Source organism: Streptomyces sp. NPDC002328, assembly GCF_042890065.1.
GTDB lineage: Bacteria > Actinomycetota > Actinomycetes > Streptomycetales > Streptomycetaceae > Streptomyces.
Genome location: NZ_JBIARQ010000002.1, coordinates 431,883 through 455,304 on the forward strand (window position 1 = coordinate 431,883; position 23,422 = coordinate 455,304).

General features: G+C 70.5%; 26 protein-coding genes. 5 read left to right on the forward strand and 21 right to left on the reverse strand.

Annotation, left to right across the window (positions count from 1 at the left end; genetic code table 11):
- Positions 1 to 29: 29 nt before the first annotated feature.
- The 3 genes from alr to ACFYX4_RS08240 all read right to left on the reverse strand — a co-directional run bounded on the left by alr (position 30) and on the right by ACFYX4_RS08240 (position 3,275).
- Complete coding sequence (gene alr / locus ACFYX4_RS08230; protein WP_389327877.1) at positions 30 to 1,247, reverse strand: alanine racemase; 1,218 nt, start codon at positions 1,245 to 1,247, stop codon at positions 30 to 32.
- A 181-nt stretch (positions 1,248 to 1,428) separates the two neighbouring features.
- Positions 1,429 to 2,868 (reverse strand): NAD(P)H-hydrate epimerase, encoded by a 1,440-nt coding sequence (locus ACFYX4_RS08235; RefSeq protein WP_389327880.1) that lies wholly within the window; start codon positions 2,866 to 2,868, stop codon positions 1,429 to 1,431.
- A gap of 35 nt (positions 2,869 to 2,903) precedes the next feature.
- A complete protein-coding gene (locus tag ACFYX4_RS08240; protein ID WP_389327883.1) occupies positions 2,904 to 3,275 on the reverse strand; it encodes a holo-ACP synthase in 372 nt (123 codons plus the stop codon).
- Positions 3,276 to 3,449: 174 nt separating this feature from the next.
- Between ACFYX4_RS08240 and ACFYX4_RS08245 the strand changes: the two genes are divergently transcribed.
- Positions 3,450 to 4,436: a hypothetical protein gene (locus tag ACFYX4_RS08245; protein WP_389327886.1), complete on the forward strand. Its 987-nt coding sequence runs from the start codon at positions 3,450 to 3,452 to the stop codon at positions 4,434 to 4,436.
- Positions 4,433 to 6,172 (forward strand): M16 family metallopeptidase, encoded by a 1,740-nt coding sequence (locus ACFYX4_RS08250; protein ID WP_389327889.1) that lies wholly within the window; start codon positions 4,433 to 4,435, stop codon positions 6,170 to 6,172. Before ACFYX4_RS08245 ends, ACFYX4_RS08250 begins: the two co-directional genes overlap by 4 nt.
- Positions 6,173 to 6,495: 323 nt before the next feature.
- Here the strand turns inward: ACFYX4_RS08250 and glmS are convergent, their stop codons facing one another.
- A complete protein-coding gene (gene glmS, locus ACFYX4_RS08255; RefSeq protein ID WP_389327892.1) occupies positions 6,496 to 8,343 on the reverse strand; it encodes a glutamine--fructose-6-phosphate transaminase (isomerizing) in 1,848 nt (615 codons plus the stop codon).
- Positions 8,344 to 8,446: 103 nt separating this feature from the next.
- Here glmS and ACFYX4_RS08260 point away from each other — a divergent pair, with 103 nt between their 5' ends.
- Both ACFYX4_RS08260 and coaA read left to right on the forward strand, forming a co-directional pair.
- The gene (locus ACFYX4_RS08260; protein WP_389327895.1) at positions 8,447 to 8,821 is read left to right on the forward strand and encodes a hypothetical protein; all 375 of its coding nucleotides are present in this window, start codon (positions 8,447 to 8,449) and stop codon (positions 8,819 to 8,821) included.
- A 95-nt stretch (positions 8,822 to 8,916) separates the two neighbouring features.
- Positions 8,917 to 9,885 carry a type I pantothenate kinase gene (gene coaA, locus ACFYX4_RS08265; protein ID WP_389327898.1) on the forward strand — a complete coding sequence of 323 codons (969 nt, stop codon included), beginning with the start codon at positions 8,917 to 8,919 and terminating at the stop codon, positions 9,883 to 9,885.
- 146 nt (positions 9,886 to 10,031) lie between these two features.
- Here the strand turns inward: coaA and glmM are convergent, their stop codons facing one another.
- The 3 genes from glmM to rplM all read right to left on the reverse strand — a co-directional run bounded on the left by glmM (position 10,032) and on the right by rplM (position 12,611).
- Positions 10,032 to 11,390, reverse strand: a complete 1,359-nt coding sequence (gene glmM, locus ACFYX4_RS08270) for a phosphoglucosamine mutase (protein WP_389327901.1) — start codon at positions 11,388 to 11,390, stop codon at positions 10,032 to 10,034.
- 220 nt (positions 11,391 to 11,610) lie between these two features.
- Entirely contained in the window at positions 11,611 to 12,123 is a 513-nt protein-coding gene (gene rpsI / locus ACFYX4_RS08275) for a 30S ribosomal protein S9 (protein WP_020941689.1), read from the reverse strand.
- Positions 12,124 to 12,167: 44 nt separating this feature from the next.
- Complete coding sequence (rplM, locus tag ACFYX4_RS08280) at positions 12,168 to 12,611, reverse strand: 50S ribosomal protein L13 (protein WP_389327905.1); 444 nt, start codon at positions 12,609 to 12,611, stop codon at positions 12,168 to 12,170.
- A 413-nt stretch (positions 12,612 to 13,024) separates the two neighbouring features.
- Between rplM and ACFYX4_RS08285 the strand changes: the two genes are divergently transcribed.
- Positions 13,025 to 13,900 (forward strand): hypothetical protein, encoded by an 876-nt coding sequence (locus ACFYX4_RS08285; protein WP_389327908.1) that lies wholly within the window; start codon positions 13,025 to 13,027, stop codon positions 13,898 to 13,900.
- Positions 13,901 to 13,927: 27 nt separating this feature from the next.
- Here ACFYX4_RS08285 and truA read toward each other — a convergent pair whose 3' ends face one another.
- The 14 genes from truA to rplR form a co-directional block, all read right to left on the reverse strand.
- Positions 13,928 to 14,785, reverse strand: a complete 858-nt coding sequence (truA, locus tag ACFYX4_RS08290) for a tRNA pseudouridine(38-40) synthase TruA (RefSeq protein WP_389327911.1) — start codon at positions 14,783 to 14,785, stop codon at positions 13,928 to 13,930.
- A gap of 87 nt (positions 14,786 to 14,872) precedes the next feature.
- The gene (gene rplQ, locus ACFYX4_RS08295) at positions 14,873 to 15,352 is read right to left on the reverse strand and encodes a 50S ribosomal protein L17 (protein ID WP_389327914.1); all 480 of its coding nucleotides are present in this window, start codon (positions 15,350 to 15,352) and stop codon (positions 14,873 to 14,875) included.
- A 190-nt stretch (positions 15,353 to 15,542) separates the two neighbouring features.
- Positions 15,543 to 16,565: a DNA-directed RNA polymerase subunit alpha gene (locus ACFYX4_RS08300; RefSeq protein ID WP_003966937.1), complete on the reverse strand. Its 1,023-nt coding sequence runs from the start codon at positions 16,563 to 16,565 to the stop codon at positions 15,543 to 15,545.
- Between the two features lie 327 nt (positions 16,566 to 16,892).
- Positions 16,893 to 17,297, reverse strand: a complete 405-nt coding sequence (gene rpsK, locus ACFYX4_RS08305) for a 30S ribosomal protein S11 (RefSeq protein ID WP_010354218.1) — start codon at positions 17,295 to 17,297, stop codon at positions 16,893 to 16,895.
- Positions 17,298 to 17,365: 68 nt separating this feature from the next.
- The gene (gene rpsM, locus ACFYX4_RS08310; protein WP_389327917.1) at positions 17,366 to 17,746 is read right to left on the reverse strand and encodes a 30S ribosomal protein S13; all 381 of its coding nucleotides are present in this window, start codon (positions 17,744 to 17,746) and stop codon (positions 17,366 to 17,368) included.
- Between the two features lie 203 nt (positions 17,747 to 17,949).
- On the reverse strand, positions 17,950 to 18,063 hold the full coding sequence (rpmJ, locus tag ACFYX4_RS08315) for a 50S ribosomal protein L36 (RefSeq protein ID WP_003948619.1): 114 nt from the start codon (positions 18,061 to 18,063) through the stop codon (positions 17,950 to 17,952).
- A 68-nt stretch (positions 18,064 to 18,131) separates the two neighbouring features.
- A complete protein-coding gene (infA, locus tag ACFYX4_RS08320; protein ID WP_003948620.1) occupies positions 18,132 to 18,353 on the reverse strand; it encodes a translation initiation factor IF-1 in 222 nt (73 codons plus the stop codon).
- Positions 18,354 to 18,515: 162 nt separating this feature from the next.
- Complete coding sequence (map, locus tag ACFYX4_RS08325) at positions 18,516 to 19,352, reverse strand: type I methionyl aminopeptidase (RefSeq protein WP_389327920.1); 837 nt, start codon at positions 19,350 to 19,352, stop codon at positions 18,516 to 18,518.
- A 180-nt stretch (positions 19,353 to 19,532) separates the two neighbouring features.
- On the reverse strand, positions 19,533 to 20,189 hold the full coding sequence (locus ACFYX4_RS08330) for an adenylate kinase (protein ID WP_389327923.1): 657 nt from the start codon (positions 20,187 to 20,189) through the stop codon (positions 19,533 to 19,535).
- Positions 20,189 to 21,502 (reverse strand): preprotein translocase subunit SecY, encoded by a 1,314-nt coding sequence (gene secY / locus ACFYX4_RS08335; RefSeq protein WP_389327926.1) that lies wholly within the window; start codon positions 21,500 to 21,502, stop codon positions 20,189 to 20,191. Before secY ends, ACFYX4_RS08330 begins: the two co-directional genes overlap by 1 nt.
- Before the next feature lie 245 nt (positions 21,503 to 21,747).
- Positions 21,748 to 22,203 (reverse strand): 50S ribosomal protein L15, encoded by a 456-nt coding sequence (gene rplO, locus ACFYX4_RS08340; RefSeq protein WP_003974249.1) that lies wholly within the window; start codon positions 22,201 to 22,203, stop codon positions 21,748 to 21,750.
- A gap of 2 nt (positions 22,204 to 22,205) precedes the next feature.
- A complete protein-coding gene (rpmD, locus tag ACFYX4_RS08345) occupies positions 22,206 to 22,388 on the reverse strand; it encodes a 50S ribosomal protein L30 (RefSeq protein ID WP_009190145.1) in 183 nt (60 codons plus the stop codon).
- Positions 22,388 to 22,993: a 30S ribosomal protein S5 gene (gene rpsE / locus ACFYX4_RS08350; protein WP_009190144.1), complete on the reverse strand. Its 606-nt coding sequence runs from the start codon at positions 22,991 to 22,993 to the stop codon at positions 22,388 to 22,390. The genes rpmD and rpsE overlap by 1 nt, the downstream gene beginning before the upstream one ends.
- A 43-nt stretch (positions 22,994 to 23,036) precedes the next feature.
- Complete coding sequence (gene rplR / locus ACFYX4_RS08355; RefSeq protein WP_355741603.1) at positions 23,037 to 23,420, reverse strand: 50S ribosomal protein L18; 384 nt, start codon at positions 23,418 to 23,420, stop codon at positions 23,037 to 23,039.
- Between the last annotated feature and the right edge of the window lie 2 nt (positions 23,421 to 23,422).

Here is a 23,422-nt window from a genome sequence, read left to right on the forward strand (position 1 = left end):
GGTGATCCAGATACCCGGCGACGCGACGACTACCGCTCCGCCCGGGAACCACCGGTCTTCGTCCGTGTGCCTGTGTCTTCGGGCCCCTCGTTCACATAGACGCGAGGAACGCGCGCTCCGATGCGCGTGACGATCTCGTAGCCGATGGTGCCCGCGGCCTGCGCCCAGTCCTGCGCCGTCGGCTCACCGCGGTCGCCGGGACCGAACAGCACCGCCTCCGCGCCCTCCCCCGGCTCGTCGCCCCCGAGGTCCACGACGAACTGGTCCATCGCGATCCGCCCCGCCGCCGTGCGCCACTTGCCGCCGATCAGGACCGGCCCCGCACCGGAGGCGTGCCGGGGGACGCCGTCGGCGTAGCCGAGCGGGACCAGGCCGAGGGTGGTCTCGCCGGGGGTCGTGTAGTGGTGGCCGTAGCTCACGCCGTGCCCGCCCGGGACGTGCTTCACCAGGGCGAGCGTCGCCGCGAGCGTCATCGCCGGGCGCAGTCCGAGGTCGGCCGAGGAGCCGATCTCGGGGCCGGGCGAGACGCCGTACATCGCGATGCCCGGTCTGACGAGGTCGAAGTGGCTCTCCGGGAGGGTGAGCGTGGCCGGCGAGTTGGCGATGTGCCGCACTTCGGGCCGCAGGCCGCGCGTCTCGGCGTACGCCACCAGTTCACGGAAGCTGTCGAGCTGCGCGGTGATGGAAGGGTGGCCGGGCTCGTCGGCGCAGGCGAAGTGCGACCACAGGCCGGTGACCCGGATCAGCCCCTCGTTCTCGGCGCGCAGCGCCTCGGCGACCAGGTCGGGCCAGTCGGCGGGCTGGCAGCCGTTGCGTCCGAGGCCGGTGTCGGCCTTGAGCTGCACGCGCGCGGTCCGCCCGGCGAGCCGCGCGCCCTCCACCGCCTCCCGCAGCGCCCACAGCCCGCTCACGGAGACGTCGAGGCCGGCCTCCACGGCGGCCCGCCAGGGTCCGCCCGGCGTCCACAGCCAGCACATGATCCGCACGTCCGCCGGCAGCCCGCCGTCCGCGCGCAGCGCGAGGGCCTCCTCCGGCGTGGCCGCGCCGATCCAGGTGGCGCCCGCCTCGACGGCGGCGCGGGCGCAGGGGGCCGCGCCGTGGCCGTAGCCGTCGGCCTTCACGACGGCCATGAACGCCGCGCCCGGCGCCTTGGCCCGCAGGGCGCGCACGTTGGCCCGCACGGCGCCCAGGTCGATCTCGGCGCGGGCGCGCGGCGGGGTGGCGGTCGGCAGTGCAGTCTCACTCATCGCGCCCAGTGTCTCAGAGCACGCGGACGCCCCAGAGCGGACACGGTCGGCCGGCGCGGGCAGGAGTCGCCCCGAGGCCCCCTGGGAGCTCCGCCTCCCCTGAGGGCTCCGCCCCCAGACCCCCGTCCTATGCCCACCCACCACCCGACTCGGTTGGGATCAAGGCCAAGGAGAGGTCCGCTCAATCCCCCCGCACCACATCCCGCCAAGCCTCCCCCACCGCGCCCGCCACGTCCCCCGCCCCCACCGGCGCGCCCTGCGCCGCGAACCGCCCCGCCAAACCGTGCAGATACGCCCCCACGCTCCCCGCGTCCACCGCACCGAGACCCGAGGCCAGCAGCGACCCCGCCAGCCCCGACAGCACATCCCCGCTCCCGGCGGTGGCCAGCCACCCCGTCCCCGTGGCGTTCACCCGCACCACACCCCCGCCCCCCGCCTCCGCCACCAACGTCGTCGAACCCTTCAGCAGCACCGCGGCCCCGTACCGCGAAGCCAGCTCCCGCACCGCCGCCAGCCGCCCCGCCTCGACCTCCTCCCGCGACACCCCGAGCAGCGCCGCCGCCTCCCCCGCGTGCGGAGTCATCAGCGTCGGCGCCGTACGCCCCCGCACCGCCCCCGCCTCCGCCAGCCGCAGCCCGTCCGCGTCCACCAGCACCGGCACCTCGGAGGCCAGCACCTGCGCCACCACGCCCGCGTCGTCCCCGGCCCCCGGTCCGACGACCCACGTCTGCACCCGCCCGGCCCCCTTCGGGCCCTGGTCGGACACGAGCGTCTCGGGGAACCGCGCGAGCACGGCCTCCCCGGCGGGCCCGACGTACCGGACGGCCCCGGCCCCGCCCCGCAGCGCCCCGGCCACCGCCAGCACGGCCGCCCCCGGATAGCGCGCGGACCCGGCCGCGATCCCCACCACGCCCCGCCGGTACTTGTCGCTCTCCGCCGCCGGCGTCGGCAGCAGCCGCGCCACGTCGGCGTGCTGCAACGCCTCCAACTCGGGCGCGTCCGGCAGTTCGAGCCCGATGTCGACCAACCGCACCGACCCGGCGTACTCCCGCGCGGGATCGATCAGCAGGCCGGGCTTGTGCGTCCCGAACGTCACCGTGAGATCGGCGCGCACGGCCGCGCCGCGCACCTCGCCCGTGTCCGCCTCGACCCCGCTCGGCAGGTCGACGGCGACGACGACCGCCCGCGACTCGGCGACGAGCGCGGCCAGTTCCACCGCGTCGCCCCGCAGCCCGCCCCGGCCGCCGATGCCGACGATGCCGTCGAGCACGAGGTCGGCCCGGCGGACCGGTTCGCCCGCGTCCCCCGGGGCCACCGTGCGCCCCCCGGCGCGCAGCAGGGCGTCGAGCGCGCCGGCGTGGGTGCGCTCGGGGGCGAGCAGGACGGCGGTCACCCCGGCCCCCCGCCTGGCCAGCCGGGCCCCGGCGTACAGGGCGTCGGCCCCGTTGTCCCCGCTGCCGACCAGCAGCACGACCCGGCGCCCGTAGACCCGGCCCAGCGCGTCGGCGCAGGCGGCGGCGAGTCCGGCGGCGGCCCGCTGCATCAGCGCGCCCTCCGGGAGCCGCGCCATCGACTCCCGCTCGGCGGCCCTGACGGTGTCCACACAGTAGGCAGTACGCATGAGCCCCAGTCTCACACCGACCGCCTGACACCGCCTCACCCCTCGGCGATCACCACCGCCGAGGCGACCCCCGCGTCGTGGCTCAGCGACACGTGCCAGCCCCGCACCCCCAGCTCCGCCGCCCGCGCGGCGACACTGCCCCGCACCCGCAACCGGGGCTGCCCGCTGTCCTCGACGTACACCTCCGCGTCGGTCCACAGCAGCCCCGCCGGCGCACCCAGCGCCTTGGCCAGGGCCTCCTTCGCCGCGAACCGGGCCGCCAGCGAGGCGATCCCGCGCCGTTCGCCGCTCGGCAGCAGCAACTCGCTGTCCAGGAAGAGGCGTTGGGCCAGCGCGGGCGTCCGCTCCAACGACGCCGCGAACCGGTCGATCTCGGCAACGTCGATGCCGACCCCGATGATGCTCATGCCGAGCACCCTAGGCTCTGCCGACCAGGGCCCCGGACCGGGCCGCGCCGCGACCGGTCGCCCACGCGACTGTCGGACCGTGCTGCTAGCCTGCGGCGTCTCGTCACATTGATCACATCGATCACATCAGCCACACAAGCACACAGGCCTGTCGCAGGCCACGGGGGCGGAGGAATGAGCAGCACCACCTACGGCGGACCCACGGGCCCCTGGGGCTCGTCGGGGCCGACCTTCGACCCGTACGACAACACACCCGAGCTGATCCCGCTGCGCGCCGCCGCGCGGGCCGGCGACTGGCCGTCCGTGCGCGCCTACATCGCGGGACTGGACTCGACGGCCAAGCTCAACTCGGCCGTGTACCTGGTCGCGGACGTCCCCGGCGCCGAGCACATGCTGGAGCGGGCGGTCCGGGAGCAGCCCGGCGACCCGCTGCCGCGCACCGTGCTCGCCCAGCGCTATGTGTACATCGGCTGGGAGATCCGCAGCAGCTATCGCGCCCAGCACGTCTCCCGCGAGCAGTTCGACCAGTTCCACGCCTGGCTGCGCCGGGCCGAGCAGCTGCTGATCGAGGTCTGCGCCGAACAGCCGGCCTACGCCCCCGCCTGGAACGCCCGCCTGACCACCGCGCGCGGCCTGGAGCTGGGGCAGTCCGAGGCCCGCCGCCGCTACGACCGGCTGTCCGTGCACCACCCGCACCACTACCACGCCCAGACGAGCCTGCTCCAGCAGCTGTGCCCCAAGTGGGGCGGCTCCTGGGAGGCCGCGCACGGCTTCGCCCAGGAGTGCGCGAGGACGGCGCCCGACGGCTCCGTCAACGGCGCCCTGGTCGCCGACGCCCACATCGAGCACTGGCTGGACCTCGGGGACCGCGAGGGCGCGGCCTATCTGCGGGGCGTTCCGGTCCGCGACGACCTGCGCTTCGCCGCCCAGGCCTCCGTGCTGCACCCCGCCCACCAGGTCGCGTGGAACTCCATCGGCGCGCACAGCCTGTTCGCGTTCGCCTTCTCGCTCGGCGGCCACCTCGAGGACGCGGCCCCGCACTTCGCCTTCCTTGGCGACCGCGCCTCGGAGTCCCCGTGGGACTACCTGCCCGACCCGAAGGCGTCCTTCCGCAAGTACCGCAAGTCCGCGCTGGAAACCCGAGGGGGCGGCCGCCGGTGACCACCGACCTGCACGACCGGGGCGGCCTCGCCGCCCTCGACGGCCTGATCTCCCACACCGCCGTCCAGGGCGTCCCCGCCCTCTACGCGCCGGCCTCCGGCAACGAGATCACCGCCGGGCTGTTCTTCCGGGTGGGGCGCGCCGACGAGACCCTGGCCACCTCCGGGATCACCCACCTCGTCGAGCACCTCGCCCTGCACCGCATCGGCCTGTCCGACCTGCACTACAACGGCGCGACGGCGAACGCGTACACCCTCTTCCACGTCACCGGCAGCGAGGAGGAGGTCGTCTCCTACCTCAACAGCGTGTGCGCGGGACTGCGGGACCTGCCGATGGACCGGCTGGAGACCGAGAAGGAGATCCTGCGCACCGAGGCCGCGGGCCGCGGCGGCGGCCCCTTCTCCCAGCTCCCGCTGTGGCGCTACGGCGCCCAGGGCTACGGCCTGTCCAGCTACAGCGAGCTCGGCACCTGGAGCCTGACCCCCGATCAGGTGCGGCACTGGGCGCAGACCCGCTTCACCCGGGACAACGCGGTGCTGTGGATCACCAGCGACCGGATACCCGACGGGCTGGACCTCACGCTGCCCGTCGGCGCCCGCGTCCCCGCCCCTGCGCCCACCAGCGCGCTGCCCGTCACCCCGGCCTACATCCAGGGCGACGACGGTCATGTCGCGTTCACGTCGGTGCTGCCCCGCTCCACCGCGGCCTCCGTCTTCGCGGACGTCCTCGGCCGGGCGCTCTTCCAGGACCTGCGCCAGGAGGGCGGCTACTCGTACTCCGCGGAGGCCGACTACTCCCCGCGCGACGCCGACTTCGCCACGCTCACCGCGTACGCCGACGCGCTGCCGCAGAAGCAGGACGCGGTGATCGGCGGGTTCGTCGACACCCTCGCCCGGCTGCGGGCCGGCCGTATCGAGCAGTCCGAGCTGGACTCCGCCCGCGCCAAGGCCCTCAAGCAGTACGACGTCCAGGACCTCGGGGCCGTCGCGCTGCCGTCGTACGCGCTGAGCCTGCTGCTCGGGCACCGGATCCTCTCCCCCGAGCAGCACAAGGCCGAGCTGAACGCGGTCACCCTCGCCGATCTGCACGCGGTCGCCCGCGAGGCCTGGGACAACGGGCTGTTCCAGGCCCCGGGCCGCGGGGTCGACTGGGCGGGCTTCAGCGCCGCGCCGCAGTTCTCCGCGACGTCCGTCGCCGGCACCCGGCACCGGTCCCTGGAGGACGACCAGGTCACCCTGCTCATCGGCGCGGAGGGCGTCAGCCTCACGACGCCGCGCGGGCCGGTCACCGTCCGCTACGACGCGTGCGCGGCGATGTCCGCCCGGCCGGACGGGGGCCGTGTCCTCACCGGCCACGACGGGTTCTCCGTCACCGTGGAGCCGACGCTCTACAAGGGGGTCACGCCGGAGCGCCTCGCGGCGCTGGACGCGGCGGTGCCGCCCCAGGCGGTGGTCCGGATGCCGCCCCGCACCCCCGACCGGATCCCCCGGCCCCGCCCGCGCACCGCCGCCCCCACCGGTACGGGCCGTTCGACCTGGGCCTGGACCGCCGGCCTGTGGACGGTCGGTCTGCTGGCCGCGGTGTGGACGCTGCTGTGCGCGCTGATCACCGCGGACGAAGCGGCTGCGGCTGCGCCGGACTGGGGGACGGTCGTCGCGGTCTGGATCCTGGCGGCTCCCCTCCTCCTGATCACCTGGAAACTACGAACAGCCCGCAAGGTCCGCCGGGGGTTGTGAGGGGCGCCCACGGGGGTGGGGGTGATGGGTTCTCGGGCGACCGCGGGCCCGTCGTGGCTGGTCGCGCAGTTCCCCGCGCCCCTGGATCGCCTCCGGCGATCTCCGGGCGCGAGCGCGGGCCCGAGATCGCCGCGCCCGATCAGGGCCGTGGGGCGCGCCACAGGGTCGCCGCGCGCGATCAAGCTCGTGTGGCGTGCCCGGATCGCCGGAGGCGATCAGGGGCGCGGGGAACTGCGCGAACGGCCACGACGCGCCGGTACTCGCGCGACCACCCCCGCCCCCCACTTCGGTAGGCGCTCCCGCCCCCACTGCGACACGCGCCCCTACTCCACCGTCACCGACTTCGCCAAGTTCCTCGGCTGGTCCACCTCGTTGCCTCGGGCCGTGGCCAGTTCGCAGGCGAAGACCTGCAACGGCACCGTCGCCACCAGCGGTTGCAGCAGCGTCGGTGTGGCGGGGATCCGTACGAGGTGGTCGGCGTACGGCACGACCGCCTCGTCCCCCTCCTCCGCGATCACGATCGTCCGCGCCCCCCGCGCCCGGATCTCCTGGATGTTGGACACGATCTTGTCGTGGAGGACGGACCGCCCCCGGGGCGACGGCACGACCACCACGACCGGCAGATCCTCCTCGATCAGCGCGATCGGCCCGTGCTTCAACTCCCCCGCGGCGAACCCCTCGGCGTGCATGTACGCCAGTTCCTTCAGCTTCAGCGCCCCCTCCAGCGCCACCGGATACCCGACGTGCCGCCCCAGGAACAGCACGGTGTCCTTGCCGGCGAGCGACCGCGCCAGCTCCCGCACCGGCTCCATGGTCTCCAGCACCCGCTCGACCTCACCGGAGATCCGCGCGAGGTCCCGCACCACGGCCCGGATCTCGTCCGCCCACTTGGTGCCCCGCACCTGGCCGATGTACAGCGCCACCAGATAGCAGGCCACCAACTGCGTCAGGAACGCCTTCGTCGAGGCGACCGCCACCTCCGGCCCGGCGTGCGTGTACAGCACCGCGTCCGACTCCCGGGGGATCGTCGAGCCGTTGGTGTTGCAGATCGCCAGCACCCTCGCCCCCTGCTCACGGGCGTGCCGCAGCGCCATCAGCGTGTCCATGGTCTCGCCGGACTGCGAGATCGCGATCACCAGCGTCTGCCGGTCCAGGATCGGATCCCGGTACCGGAACTCGCTCGCCAGCTCCACCTCGCACGGGATCCGCGTCCAGTGCTCGATGGCGTACTTGGCGATCATCCCGGCGTGGAAGGCCGTCCCACAGGCGACCACGACGACCTTGTCGACCTCCCGCAGCACCCCCGCGGGGATCCGCACCTCGTCGAGCGTCAGCGAACCCGCCGCGTCGACGCGCCCCAGCAACGTGTCGGCGACCGCCTTGGGCTGCTCGGCGATCTCCTTGAGCATGAAGTAGTCATAGCCCCCCTTCTCCGCCGCCGACGCGTCCCAGTCGACGTGGTACGACCTGACCTCCGCCGGCCGGCCGTCGAAGCCGGTCACCGTCACCTCGTCCCGGCGCAGCTCCACCACCTGGTCCTGACCCAGCTCGATCGCCGACCGCGTGTGGGCGATGAACGCGGCGACGTCCGAGGCGAGAAAGGCCTCGCCCTCCCCCACGCCCACCACCAGCGGTGAGTTCCGCCGCGCCCCCACGACCTTCTCCGGCTCGTCGGCGTGCACCGCGACCAGCGTGAACGCCCCCTCCAGCCGCCGGCACACCAGCCGCATCGCCTCGGCGAGGTCCGCGCACGCGGAGAACTCCTCGGCGAGCAGATGCGCCACGACCTCGGTGTCCGTCTCGGAGGTCAGCTCGTGCCCGCGCTCGGCCAGCTCGGCCCGCAGCGCGGCGAAGTTCTCGATGATCCCGTTGTGCACGACGGCGACGCGCCCGGCGTTGTCCAGATGCGGATGCGCGTTGGCGTCCGTCGGCCCTCCGTGCGTGGCCCACCGCGTGTGCCCGATGCCGGTCGTGCCGGCCGGCAGCGGCCGTTCGTCCAGCTCCTTCTCCAGGTTGACGAGCTTGCCCGCCTTCTTGGCGGCGGCGAGCCCGCCGTCCGCCAGGACGGCCACGCCCGCCGAGTCGTACCCCCGGTACTCCAGGCGCTTCAGTCCGGCCGTCACGACCTCGAGCGCCGACTGCGCCCCCACGTATCCCACGATTCCGCACATGAGCGGCAGCCTAGGCTCGGCAAGCCGCCCGAACACGCCTCTGCGTGCCCGATTCCGGATATTCCCACGGTCGTACGTGCCACCATCAGGCATGAGCTACTGCATGCTCGTTCAGTGCTTCGGGTACAGCCTGCCGTTCACACTCGACGAGGAACTGGCCTACCGCGTCCTCCGCCCCCACGTCGTGGCCGGGGACGCGACCCACCAGCCCCTGCTGATCCGGGCATCCGACGACAGCGAGATCGAGGTGTACGTCGACCCGAAGGGCATCATGGTCGACCGGCCGCGACCGGGCGTCGTCCTGGACATCGTCGCCGACCTGGTGAAACAGCTGGACGCCGTGCTGATCCTGCCGGGGTTCTCGGTCCTCGTCACCAGCGAGTTCCACCGCGCGAGCCTGCCGGACGACCTCCGACGGGACGCCGTCGTCGTCGAGCTGACCGGCGCGGCCGTCCTGAGCGCCCTGCGCGGCGAATGAGACACCCCCGGGCCCGCCGGACGGCGTGACGCACCCCACCCACCACGCCGTTCAAACTCCGTTAACAATGGACTGTGATCTCTCCGGTCTCCCCGATGCCCCGGAGCGCCCACCGGCACAGGCCGGAGGCGACTCCCTACGTCGACCTCACCCGCTGCGAGTGGAGCGCGCTGCGCGACAAGACGCCGCTGCCGCTGACCGCCGACGAGGTCGAGAGACTGCGCGGTCTCGGTGACGTCATCGACCTCGACGAGGTCCGTGACATCTACCTCCCGCTGTCCCGCCTCCTGAACCTCTACGTGGGCGCCACCGACGGTCTCCGAGGCGCGCTCAACACCTTCCTCGGCGAACAGGGCTCCCAGGCCGGCACCCCGTTCGTCATAGGGGTCGCCGGCTCGGTGGCCGTCGGCAAGTCGACCGTCGCCCGCCTCCTCCAGGCCCTGCTGTCCCGCTGGCCGGAGCACCCCCGCGTCGAACTGGTCACCACCGACGGCTTCCTGCTCCCCACCCGGGAGCTGGAGTCGCGCGGTCTGATGTCGCGGAAAGGTTTCCCCGAGTCGTACGACCGCCGCGCCCTGACCCGTTTCGTGGCCGACATCAAGGCCGGCAAGGACGAGGTCACGGCCCCCGTCTACTCGCACCTCATCTACGACATCGTCCCGGACCAGCGGCTCACCGTCCGCCGCCCGGACATCCTGATCGTCGAGGGCCTGAACGTCCTCCAGCCCGCCCTGCCCGGCCAGGACGGCCGCACGCGCGTCGGCCTCGCCGACTACTTCGACTTCAGCGTGTACGTCGACGCGCGCCTGGAGGACATCGAACGCTGGTACCTCAACCGCTTCCGCAAGCTGCGCGCCACCGCCTTCCAGGACCCGTCCTCGTACTTCAGGAAGTACACCCAGGTCTCCGAGGCGGAGGCGCTCGACTACGCCCGCACGATGTGGCGCACCATCAACAAGCCCAACCTGGTCGAGAACATCGCCCCCACCCGAGGCCGAGCCACCCTGGTGGTCCGAAAGGGCCCGGACCACAAAGTCCAACGCCTGAGCCTCCGCAAGCTCTAGGGGGACTTGAAAGGGGCGGGACGAGACCCACCTGAAGGGGCGCGGGGCTCTGTCGATTTGCGGCTCCGCCGCGTGGGCGCGAGAAACCACAACGGACCCGCAAGCCCGCAACGCACCGCACCCCCCACCCCGAACCCGCCCCCGGCTCAGCCAAGCGCAGACTTCACCGCATCAGCCAACCGCCCCGCCACAGCCCGAGCCTGCTCGATATCAGCCGCCTCCACCATCACCCGCACCAGCGGTTCCGTCCCGGAGGGCCGCAGCAGCACCCGCCCGGTGGATCCCAGCTCCCGCTCCGCCTCGTCCACGGCCGTGGCCAGCTCCGCCGAGGAGGAGACCCGGGTCCTGTCCACGTCCGGCACGTTGATCAGCACCTGCGGCAGCCGCTCCATCACGGACGCCAGCTCGCGCAGCGACTTCCCGCTCTGCGCCACGCGCGCCGCGAGCATGAGCCCGGTCAGCGTGCCGTCGCCGGTCGTCGCGTGGTCGAGGATGATCACGTGCCCGGACTGCTCGCCGCCGAGCGCGTACCCGTGCTGCTTCATCTCCTCCAGCACGTACCGGTCGCCGACCGACGCCTGGACGAGGTGGATGCCCTCCCGCTCCATGGCCAGCTTGAAGCCGAGGTTGGACATCACGGTGGCGACGACGGTGTCCGAGCGCAGTGCGCCCCGCTCCCGCATGGCGAGGGCGAGCACGGCCAGGATCTGGTCGCCGTCGATCTCCTCGCCGGTGTGGTCCACGGCGAGACAGCGGTCGGCGTCCCCGTCGTGCGCGATGCCGAAGTCGGCCCCGTGCTCGACGACCGTCGCCTTCAGCTTGTCCAGGTGCGTGGAGCCGTAGCCGTCGTTGATGTTGAGCCCGTCCGGCGAGGCGCCGATCGTGACGATCTCCGCGCCGGCCCGCGTGAACGCCTCCGGCGAGACCCGGGCGGCGGCGCCGTGCGCCTCGTCGAGGACGATCTTCAGCCCGTCGAGCCGGTTGGGCAGGACGGCGATGAGGTGGGCGACGTACCGGTCGAACCCCTCGTCGTAGGAGCGCACGCGGCCGACGCCGGCGCCGGTCGGCCGGTCCCAGGGAGCGCCGGTGCGGTGCTCCTCGTAGACGGCCTCGATCTTGTCCTCCAGCTCGTCGGCCAGCTTGTGGCCGCCGCGGGCGAAGAACTTGACGCCGTTGTCCGGCATGGCGTTGTGGCTGGCGGAGAGCATCACACCGAGGTCGGCGCCGAGCGCGCCGGTCAGGTACGCCACCGCGGGCGTGGGCAGCACGCCCACCTTCAGCACGTCCACGCCGGCGCTCGCCAGGCCGGCCACCACGGCGGCCTCCAGGAACTCCCCGGACGCGCGCGGGTCCCGTCCGACCACGGCCGTCGGCCTGTGGCCCGCGAAGGAGCCCGCCTCGGCCAGTACGTGCGCCGCGGCCACGGACAGGCCGAGCGCCATCTCGGCCGTGAGATCCGCGTTGGCCACACCGCGCACGCCGTCCGTGCCGAAGAGTCGTCCCACGTGTCCTCCTGAGGAAGCTTCAGTTTCGGTAGTACGTCACGGGTGCCTCGGTTGGTCGGCGCCGGCTCCCGCACCCAGGCATTTGATGCCCTGAACATCCGATCACACAAGCCTTTGAGCACCTTGTGCCGTTATACGCCCAGGTCTGCGATAAAACGAACGCCCCGGCGGCACAATGGCGTGCCGCCGGGGCGTTCGACGTACGTGCAGGCAGCTGAGATTAGCGCTTGCTGTACTGCGGGGCCTTGCGGGCCTTCTTCAGACCGGCCTTCTTGCGCTCGACCGCACGGTCGTCGCGCTTGAGGAAGCCGGCCTTCTTCAGCGGGCCGCGGTTGTTGTCGACGTCGGCCTCGTTCAGCGCGCGGGCGACACCGAGACGGAGCGCACCGGCCTGACCGGAGACACCGCCACCGGCGATGCGGGCGATGACGTCGTAACGACCCTCGAGCTCGAGGACCTTGAACGGCTCGTTGACTTCCTGCTGGTGCACCTTGTTCGGGAAGTAGTCCTCGAGGGTGCGACCGTTGATCTTCCACTTGCCGGTGCCCGGGACGATCCGGACGCGGGCGATGGCGTTCTTGCGACGGCCCAGGCCGGCGGCCGGCTGCGGCTCGCCGAAGCGGGACGCCAGGGACTCCGAGGTGTACTCGCCCTCGACGGGCACGTCCGACTCGGTGGTGTAGCTGTCGATGTCAAGCTCTTCGAGCGGCTGCTCGGCAGTGGTCTCGGCCACGGTGATTCCTCAGATTCTCTTGGCTTGGTTTGGTCTGGCCGGTGTTACTGCGCGACCTGGGTGATCTCGAACGGCTGCGGCTGCTGCGCGCCGTGCGGGTGCTGGTCACCCTTGTAGACCTTCAGCTTCGAGAGCATCTGACGGCCCAGCGTGTTCTTCGGGAGCATGCCCTTGACGGCCTTCTCGATGGCCTTCTCGGGGTTCTTGTCCAGCAGCTCGTCGTAGCGGACGGAGCGCAGACCACCCGGGTAGCCGGAGTGGCGGTACGCCATCTTCTGGGTCCGCTTGTTGCCCGACAGGTGCACCTTGTCGGCGTTGATGATGACGACGAAGTCACCGGTGTCGACGTGGGGGGCGTAGATCGGCTTGTGCTTGCCGCGCAGGATGGAGGCGGCGGTGCTGGCGAGACGGCCCAGGACAACGTCCTGAGCGTCGATGACGTGCCACTGGCGCGTCACATCGCCGGGCTTGGGGCTGTACGTACGCACGGTTCGTAGCCTTCGCTTCGAGTGAGTGGTCCTGACAGGTCACCGAAGACGATCACGACAGCCCAGACCGCACTGCGGTGACGCATACCGCGTGCAGGTCGCTGGTCATCGGCCCGGTGGACCGGTGTAAGGGCCCGTCCCGTGAGAATGAGCAAGCCAATACACAACGAAGATGCAGGATACCCAAGGCGCGGGAGTCAGGTCAAAACGAGCCCTGCCGACGCCGGGCGGCCCCGCCCTCCCGGAAACCCGTACGCCGGCCGAATGACCGTCTCACCTCGGCGACCAGGGAGAACGCCGCACCAACCACCCGGACATGTCACCTTTGCCCGCACTCACCCCTGGGACGCCGGGGGCAGCGGAGCCCGCCGAGGCGGAACAGCACCGCCCGCGCCCCGTCTAAGATGCGCCCCATGAGCTATGGGCAGGGGGGACCTCAGTCCCAGTGGGATCCCTGGAAACCGAATTCCGAGCAGCCGTGGACCAGCGGCGCCACGGATCCGACCCCGGACTGGGCCGCGCTCGCCGAGGCGTCCGAAACGCGCAGCAGACGCCGCCGTCTGTTCCTCATAGGCGGCGGCGCCGTCGCGACGCTCGCGATAGGCACCGCCGTGGCGATGGCCGTGGTCTCGGCCAACGACGGCGAGGAGTCGAACAGACCGACCTCCTCGCTGCCCGCGAGCGCCGGCCTGCCGAGCGCGTCCGGCACCCCCTCCTTCGCCCCGACCAGCGCGCCGCCGCCGCTGGACCCGAAGGAGTTCGTCTCCAGCAAGGCCAAGGACACGGCGCCCAACGGCCCGGACATCCTCTTCCCCGGCACCCAGCTGACGATGGGCTCGGCGGTGTACAAGAAGGCCGCCAAGGCCGACACCACCACCTGCGCCGGCGCCGTCCAGGGCACCCTGCCCAAGGTCCTCACCGCCAACGGCTGCACCCGGGTGATGCGCGTCACCTATGTCAAGGACGGCATCGCGGCCACGGTCGGCGTGGCCGTCTTCGACACCGAGGCGCAGGCCCTCAAGGCCAAGAGCCAGGCGGACAAGGGCAGCATCGTCAAGGCCCTCACCGGCAACGGCGTCAAGCCCTTCTGCAACGGCGCGATCTGCCGCTCGACGACCAACTCCTACGGCCGGTACGCCTACTTCACGATCACCGGCTTCACCGACGGCAAGGACGTCACGGAGAAGGACGCGCAGATCTTCACCACCGGCGACGGCCTCGCCGACTTCGCGTTCCAGCAGATCAGCCGCCGCGGCGCGGCCCAGGCCTCGGCCGCGGCGAACCAGTGATCCGCTGACCCGGAACCCCGTCCGGGGTCAGCAGCACCCGGCCGCACCGGGCAGCGTCCGCCGGTTGCGCGCCTCCTTGTTACGGGCGGCGAGCAGCTCGTCGGCGGGATAGCCGACCTCCTCCAGCGTCAGCCCGTGCGGCCGCACGACATGCACCGCCGAGTCCCGCACGCCCGCGGCGAGCACCTTGCCCGGCCACTCGGGCCCCCGGTGGCCGTCGCCGACGAACAGCAGCGCCCCGATGAGCGAGCGCACCATGTTGTGGCAGAACGCGTCGGCCCGGACGGTCGCCGTGACGATCCCGTCGTCGCCCCGCACGAGGCTCAGCTCCTGGAGGGTCCGGATGGTGGTCGCGCCCTCGCGGCGCTTGCAGTAGGCCGCGAAGTCGTGCTCGCCGAGCAGCCGGCCCGCGGCCTCGTTCATGGCGTCGACGTCCAACGGCCAGTCGTGCCACAGCACATGGCCCCGCAGCAGCGGGTCGACCCCGCCCGGGTTGTCGGTGACCCGGTAGGCGTACCGCCGCCAGACCGCCGAAAACCGCGCGTTGAACCCGCTCGGCGCCTCCCGCAGCGCCCACACCCGCACGTCCTTGGGCAGCCGCCCGGCGAGCCGCTTCAGCAGCTTCTCGTGGTGCTCGCGCCAGACCGCCTCCGGCAGATCGACATGGGCGACCTGCCCCCGGGCGTGCACCCCGGCGTCCGTCCGCCCCGCCACGGTCAGCTCGTACGTCTCCCGGGACCGCGTGACGGTCCGCAGCGCGTCCTCGATCTCCCCCTGCACGGTCCGCCGCCCGCCGGCCTGCTTGGCCCACCCGGAGAACTCGGAGCCGTCGTAGGAGAGGTCCAGCCGGACACGGACCTCACCGGGTGCCACTTCATCACTCACGCACAGATCCTCTCAGCGACACGAAAGCGGGCCCGCTCCTCGAAAGGAACGGGCCCGCAACGCCCTCAACAGGACTCCGCGGACGCCTTACGCGTCCTTGGACTCCTCGGCCGGAGCCTCGGCGGTCTCGTCGGCCTTGGTCTCCTCGGCCTCCTTGACCGCGCGCTTCGTCGCGGCCTCGGCCTCGCCCGTCGCCTGCTGCGCCACCGTCAGCGCCTCGACCAGCTCGATGACGGCCATGGGCGCGTTGTCGCCACGGCGGTTACCGATCTTGGTGATGCGGGTGTAGCCACCCGGACGGTTCTCGTAGCGCGGGCCGATCTCGGTGAAGAGCGTGTGGACGACGCTCTTGTCCGTGATGACCTGGAGCACCTGACGGCGGTTGTGAAGGTCGCCCTTCTTCGCCTTGGTGACCAGACGCTCGGCGTACGGGCGCAGGCGGCGGGCCTTCGCCTCGGTGGTGGTGATACGGCCGTGCTCGAAGAGGCTCTTCGCGAGGTTCGCGAGGAGCAGCTTCTCGTGCGCGGCGCTGCCGCCCAGACGGGCACCCTTGGTGGGCTTCGGCATGATGTCTCTCCTAGGTGTCTGCCCCGGCCGTGTCAGGTACCGGAGTCAGTATCCGAGCAGGCGGCCGCCTGTCGGAGATCCGGGCGCCTTTTCAGACGCCTGGAGGGTCCGCGCCCCCGAAGGGGCACGGGGAACTGCGCGACCAGCCACAACCGGCCCGCAGCGGTAGTACGGCCTCCCCGCGGAGCGCTCAGTACTGCTCGGTCTCGACGAACCCGGCATCCGCGTCGTCGTCCGCGCCGAAGGCGTCCGCCGCGGCGGTCGGGTCGAACCCGGGAGGCGAGTCCTTGAGCGCCAGGCCCATACCCGCCAGCTTCGCCTTGACCTCGTCGATCGACTTCGCACCGAAGTTGCGGATGTCGAGCAGATCGGCCTCGGAACGAGCCACGAGCTCACCCACGGAGTGGATGCCCTCACGCTTGAGGCAGTTGTACGACCGAACGGTGAGCTCCAGCTCCTCGATCGGCAGGGCGAGGTCGGCGGCGAGGGCGGCGTCCGTCGGGGACGGACCCATGTCGATGCCCTCGGCGTCGATGTTCAGCTCGCGGGCGAGACCGAACAGCTCGACGAGCGTCTTACCGGCCGACGCCATGGCGTCACGCGGACGCATGGCCTGCTTCGTCTCGACGTCGACGATCAGCTTGTCGAAGTCGGTGCGCTGCTCGACACGGGTCGCCTCGACCTTGTACGTGACCTTGAGGACCGGCGAGTAGATGGAGTCGACCGGGATACGGCCGATCTCCTGGCCGACCTGCTTGTTCTGCACGGCGGAGACGTAACCGCGGCCGCGCTCGACCGTCAGCTCCATCTCCAGCTTGCCCTTGCCGTTGAGCGTGGCGAGGACGAGGTCGGGGTTGTGCACCTCGACACCGGCCGGGGGCGCGATGTCGGCGGCGGTGACCAGACCCGGGCCCTGCTTGCGCAGGTACATCACGACGGGCTCGTCGTGCTCCGAGGAGACGACCAGCTGCTTGATGTTGAGGATCAGGTCGGTGACGTCCTCCTTGACGCCCGGCACGGTGGTGAACTCGTGCAGGACGCCGTCGATCCGGATGCTGGTGACAGCCGCACCGGGGATCGACGACAGGAGCGTACGACGCAGGGAGTTGCCGAGGGTGTAGCCGAAGCCCGGCTCCAGCGGCTCGATCACGAACCGGGAGCGGAATTCGTCGACGACCTCTTCGGTCAACGAGGGACGCTGAGCGATCAGCATGGATGTGAGTCCTTCAGTCAGGGGCGCCCGCTATTTGACGCCCGACTCTGTACTGCAAGGGTACGGGCGGTACGCCTTGAACGAGACGTACCGCCCGCAACCCGGAAAAACCTGAGACGACCGTGCGTCAGACGCGGCGGCGCTTCGGCGGACGGCAGCCGTACTGCGACATGTGGGGGACGACCCCCACACCCCCAGCCGGAAGCCGAGCCGCCGTGAGCCGTGCGTCAGACGCGGCGGCGCTTCGGCGGACGGCAGCCGTACTGCGACATGTGGGGGACGACCCCCACACCCCCAGCCGGAAGCCGAGCCGCCGTGAGCCGTGCGTCAGACGCGGCGGCGCTTCGGCGGACGGCAGCCGTTGTGCGGGGTCGGGGTGACGTCCTGGATGGAGCCGACCTCGAGGCCCGTGGCCTGGAGGGAACGGATGGCGGTCTCACGACCGGCGCCCGGACCCTTGACGAACACGTCGACCTTGCGCATGCCGTGCTCCTGAGCGCGGCGGGCAGCCGACTCGGCGGCCATCTGCGCGGCGAACGGCGTGGACTTGCGGGAGCCCTTGAAGCCGACGTGGCCGGCGGAGGCCCAGGAGATCACGTTGCCGGCCGGGTCCGTGATGGACACGATCGTGTTGTTGAACGTGCTCTTGATGTGCGCCTGGCCGTGCGCGACATTCTTCTTTTCCTTGCGGCGCACCTTCTTGGCAGCGCCCTGACGTCCCTTGGGGGGCATGTGGAAAACTCCTACTGGAGGTGGTCGGTCCTACAGCGAAGACCGCTGGACGGCGAGTCCGCTGCGGACTACTTCTTGCCCGGCTTCTTCTTGCCGGCGATGGCGCGACGCGGGCCCTTGCGGGTGCGGGCGTTGGTGCTGGTGCGCTGACCGCGGACGGGCAGACCACGACGGTGACGAAGACCCTGGTAGCAGCCGATCTCGACCTTGCGGCGGATGTCGGCCTGGATCTCGCGACGGAGGTCACCCTCGGTCTTGATGTTGTTGTCCACGTACTCGCGGATGGCGACCAGCTGCTCTTCGGTCAGGTCCCGAACACGGGTGTTCGGGTCGATGCCGGTCGCAGCCAGCGTCTCCTGCGAGAGGGTCCGGCCGATGCCGAACACGTAGGTGAGGGCGACCTCCACGCGCTTTTCGCGCGGGATGTCAACACCGGAAACGCGTGCCATTTCAATGGCTCCTGGTGATCTTCGGAGGTCTTCCGCAGAACCTGCTCCCAGCCGCCGTACCAGGTACGAACTGGGTCCCCGGCCTCCGAACCGGGGGTGTCAGACGAGTGTCGAGGTCGCCTGGGTCCTGCGTATGAACATATTCAGCTCGCGTCGCGCGAAGTCTCTGCGATATCGATGCAGAGGGTGTGATCAGTGTGCGATCAGCCCTGGCGCTGCTTGTGGCGCGGGTTGTCGCAGATGATCATGACCCGACCGTGACGGCGGATCACCCTGCACTTGTCGCAGATCTTCTTGACGCTCGGCTTGACCTTCATGTGATGAGGTTCTCCGGGTCAGTTGCCGGCGCCCCGGGCACCAGAGGCGCACGGGGCGTGGGCAAGATCTACTTGTAGCGGTAGACGATCCGGCCACGCGTCAGGTCGTACGGAGACAGCTCCACCACGACCCGGTCGTCAGGGAGGATGCGGATGTAGTGCATGCGCATCTTGCCGCTGATGTGTGCCAGGACCTGGTGGCCGTTCTGGAGCTCGACCTTGAACATGGCGTTCGGAAGAGACTCGACGACAGTGCCCTCGATCTCGATGGCACCTTGCTTCTTGGCCACGCTTCGCCCTTCGAATCGACTACCTTGATCGACTCCTGGGCGTTCCCGTTGGATTCCCTAGGGGCGCATGCAGACATGCGGGTGCACAAGAGCCGACGATTCAGTCTACGTCAGCGCCCCCAGAAACACGAATCGGGAAAGCCTGCCCCACGACGAAGATCATTAAGCAAGCGGATCCGGCGCGGCCTCCACACCGTGCTCCGCCAGCTTGGCCTTGCCGCCGTCCGGGGCGGTCAGGACGAGCGGACCCTGCTCGGTCAGCGCGACCGAGTGCTCCCAGTGGGAGGACCAGGTGCCGTCCGTCGTGATGACGGTCCAGTCGTCCGAGAGGACCTCCGTCCTGGGGGTGCCCAGGGAGACCATCGGCTCGATGGCGAGACAGAACCCGGGGACGAGCTTCGGCCCCTTCCCCCGCCGCCGGTCGACGTAGTTCAGCAGGTGCGGGTCCATGTGCATCTCGGTGCCGATGCCGTGGCCGCCGTAGTCCTCGATGATGCCGTACCGGCCGCCGCCGGGCTTCGGCTGGCGACGGATGTACGTCTCGATGGCGCGGGAGACGTCGACGAGCCGGTTGCCCTGCTTCATCGCCGCGATGCCGGCCCACATCGACTCCTCGGTCACCCGGGAGAGTTCGACCAGCTCCGGGGCGTGCCCCGAGCCGACGAACGCGGTGTACGCGGCGTCGCCGTGCCAGCCGTCGATGATCGCGCCGCAGTCGATGGAGATGACGTCCCCGTCCTTCAGCACGACCTCGTCGGAGGGGATGCCGTGGACGACGACGTCGTTCACGGAGGTACAGATGGTGGCGGGGAAGCCGCCGTACCCGAGGAAGTTCGACTTGGCGCCGTTCTCCGCGAGCACCTTGCGGGCGACCTCGTCCAGGTCCTTCGTCGTGGCCCCGGGCACCGCGGCCTCACGGGTGGCCGCGTGGATCGCGGCGACGACCAGCCCCGCCGCACGCATCTTGGCGATCTGCTCGGGGGTCTTGATCTGCACCATGCTCGCTTGCGCCTCCTGGCCACTGGTATCGCGGCCCTCCAGGATACGCGCACGCACAGACGCACGCCGAAGCGCCGGGAAACGAAGGGGCCCCCGGCGTCCGGTGGACGGCGGGGGCCTCTTCGTGGTTCCTCGAGTTCCTCGGTACTACGGGACCGCGGGCGCTCAGTGCGAGTGCGCTCAGTCCTCCAGCTGGGGCAGGGCCGCCATCGCGCGGCGGGTGACCTCGGAGACCTCGCCCATCGCGGAGATGGTGGTGACCAGGCCCTGCGACTCGTAGTACTGGATGATCGGCTCGGTCTGCGTGTGGTAGACCTCCAGCCGCGTGCGCACGGTCTCCTCGGAGTCGTCGTCGCGCTGGTACAGCTCGCCGCCGCACACGTCGCACACGCCGTCCTTCGCCGGCTTCTTGTACGTCACGTGGAAGACGTGGGCGGATTCGTTGCGGCAGATGCGCCGGCCGGCGATCCGCTTGACGACCTCCTCCTCGGGGGCCTCCAGGTCCAGTACCGCGTCCAGCTTGATGCCCTCGGTGGTGAGGAGCTCGTCCAGCGCCTCGGCCTGCGAGACGTTGCGCGGGAAGCCGTCCAGCAGGAAGCCGCGCTTGGCGTCCGGCTGGCCCATGCGGTCCTTGGCCATGGCGATGGTCACCTCGTCGGGGACGAGGTCGCCGGCGTCCATGTAGGACTTCGCGAGTTTCCCGAGCTCCGTCTGCTGGCTGATGTTGGTGCGGAAAAGGTCGCCCGTGGAGATGTGCGGAACGCGCAGCTTCTCGGCAAGGCGCGTGGCCTGCGTACCCTTTCCGGCACCCGGCGGCCCGACGAGGACGATTCGCATCAGCGGAGGAACCCTTCGTAATTGCGCTGCTGAAGCTGGCTCTCGATCTGCTTCACCGTCTCGAGGCCGACACCCACGATGATCAGGATGCTGGTACCGCCGAACGGGAAGTTCTGGTTCGCGTCGAAACCAGCCAACGCCATTGTCGGGACGAGAGCGATCAGACCCAAGTACAGCGAACCCGGCCAGGTGATCCGGTTGAGCACGTAGCTCAGGTACTCAGCGGTCGGTCGGCCAGCCCGGATGCCCGGGATGAAGCCACCATACTTCTTCATGTTGTCCGCGACTTCCTCGGGGTTGAACGAGATGGCCACGTAGAAGAAGGCGAAGAAGATGATCAGGAAGAAGTACAGCGTGATGTGCGCGGGCGCGTCCGGCTTTGCGAGATTCTGTTCGATCCAGGTCTTCCAGCCCGCGGTTCCACCGGCGAACTGCGCGACCAACGCCGGAATGTAGAGCAGCGAGGAGGCAAAGATCACAGGGATGATGCCCGCCTGGTTGACCTTCAGCGGAATGTACGTCGAGGTGCCGCCGTAGGACCGGCGCCCGATCATGCGCTTCGCGTACTGGACCGGGATGCGGCGCTGGGCCTGCTCGACGAAGACCACGAGGCCGATCATCACGAGGCCGACGGCGATGACCGTGCCGAACTCGATCCAGCCGCCCGCCAGGGTGCCCTGCTTCTTGATGGCCCACAGCGAGGCCGGGAAGGTCGCGGCGATCGAGATGAACATCAGGATCGACATGCCGTTGCCGATGCCGCGGTCGGTGATGAGCTCACCGAGCCACATCACGACGGCGGTGCCGGCGGTCATGCAGATGACCATGGTGACGGTGGTGAAGATCGCGCGGTCGGGGACGATCTGGCTCGCGACCGTGCAGCCGGAGAAGAGGGCGCCGCTGCGGGCGGTGGCCACCAGGCCGGTGCCCTGGAGGATCGCGAGCGCCACGGTCAGGTAACGGGTGTACTGCGTGATCTTCGCGGTGCCGGCCTGGCCCTCCTTCTTGAGGGCTTCCAGGCGTGGGATGACCACGGTCAGCAGCTGAAGGATGATGCTCGCCGTGATGTACGGCATGATGCCCAGCGCGAAGACCGTGATCTGCAGCAGCGCACCGCCGCTGAACATGTTCACCAGCCCGAAGAGGCCCTGGTTGCCGGACGCCTCGTCCACGCAGCGCTGGACGGACGTGTAGTCGACGCCGGGGATCGGTACGTGGGTACCCACCCGGTAGACCACGATGATGCCGAGCGTGAAGAGCAGCTTCTTGCGCAGGTCGGGCGTCTTGAACGCCCGGGCGAACGCGGTGAGCACGGTGCCTCCTGCGACCCCCGCGCAAGTGCGTCAAGGGTGACGGTCTTGAAGGTCCAATAAGAACAACGACATGTGTAACGGGCGACTGCCGCTCAAGGTGCCCGTCCGGGCGCACCTTGTGAAAGTGGGCAGTGCAGGCCACCTTACCGGCGACACAGCCGCCCTAGGAACGACCAACCGGGGATACCCCATTTGTGGGGCATCCCCGGTCGGGATCGCTCAAGTCATCGAGACGCCTGATGTGTTCAGACGAGCTCGGTGACGGTACCGCCGGCGGCGGTGATCTTCTCCTTGGCGGAACCGGAGACGGCGTCGACCGTCACCTGGAGCGCCACGGAGATCTCGCCCTGGCCGAGGACCTTGACGAGGCTGTTCTTGCGAACCGCGCCCTTGGCGACGAGCCCCTCGACGGTGACCTCGCCACCCTCCGGGTACAGCGCCGCCAGCTTGTCGAGGTTCACGACCTGGAACTCGGTCTTGAACGGGTTCTTGAAGCCCTTCAGCTTCGGGAGGCGCATGTGGAGCGGCATCTGGCCGCCCTCGAAGCGCTCCGGAACCTGGTAACGGGCCTTCGTGCCCTTGGTACCACGACCGGCCGTCTTACCCTTCGACGCCTCACCACGACCCACACGGGTCTTGGCGGTCTTGGCGCCCGGGGCGGGACGGAGGTTGTGGATCTTGAGCGGGTTGTTCTCCGCCATGATCAGTCGACCTCCTCGACCGTCACGAGGTGGCGGACGGTGTGCACCATGCCGCGGAACTCGGGGCGGTCCTCCTTGACGACCACGTCACCGAGGCGCTTGAGGCCCAGGGAACGCAGGGTGTCACGGTGGTTCTGCTTGCTGCCGATGTAGGACTTCGTCTGCGTGATCTTCAGCTGAGCCATCACGCACCCGCCCCGGCACGCGCACGCAGCAGGGCCGCGGGGGCGACGTCCTCGAGCGGCAGACCGCGGCGGGCCGCGATCTCCTCGGGACGCTGAAGACCCTTCAGGGCCTCCACGGTCGCGTGCACGATGTTGATCGCGTTGTCGGAGCCGAGCGACTTCGACAGCACGTCGTGGATACCGGCGCACTCGAGCACGGCGCGCACCGGGCCACCGGCGATAACACCGGTACCGGGGGACGCGGGCTTGAGCAGGACGACGCCGGCAGCCTTCTCACCCTGGATGGGGTGCGGGATGGTGCCCTGGATACGGGGGACCTTGAAGAAGTGCTTCTTGGCCTCCTCAACGCCCTTGGCGATGGCGGCCGGCACCTCCTTGGCCTTGCCGTAACCGACACCCACGGTGCCGTCACCGTCGCCCACCACGACCAGCGCGGTGAAGCTGAAGCGACGACCACCCTTCACAACCTTGGCGACGCGGTTGATCGCGACGACGCGCTCAACGTACGCGGTCTTCTCGGCGGCAGCTGCGCCGCCGTCACGGCCCTTCCGGTCCCGCCGCTCGCCGCCACCGGCACCGCCACCGCGGCGCTGGGGTCCAGCCATTGGAATTACCTCTCTCTGTCTCCGCTAGCTACGGAACCAGGACTCAGAACTTGAGTCCGGCCTCGCGGGCGGCGTCCGCCAGGGCGGCGATGCGCCCGGCGTACTGGTTACCACCACGGTCGAACACGACGGCCTCGACACCGGCGGCCTTGGCACGCTCGGCGACCAGGGCGCCGACCTGCTTGGCCTGCGCCGACTTGTCGCCCTCGCCACCGCGGATGGACGTGTCCAGCGTGGACGCCGAAGCCACGGTGTGGCCCTTCAGGTCGTCGATCACCTGCGCCACGATGTGGCGGTTGGAGCGGGTCACGACCAGACGGGGACGCTCCGCCGTACCGTTGATCCGCTTGCGGATCCGGATGTGACGGCGCTTGATCGCGGCGCGCTTGTAGGCGTCGCCCTTCAGGATCTTCTGCCCGTATGCCATGG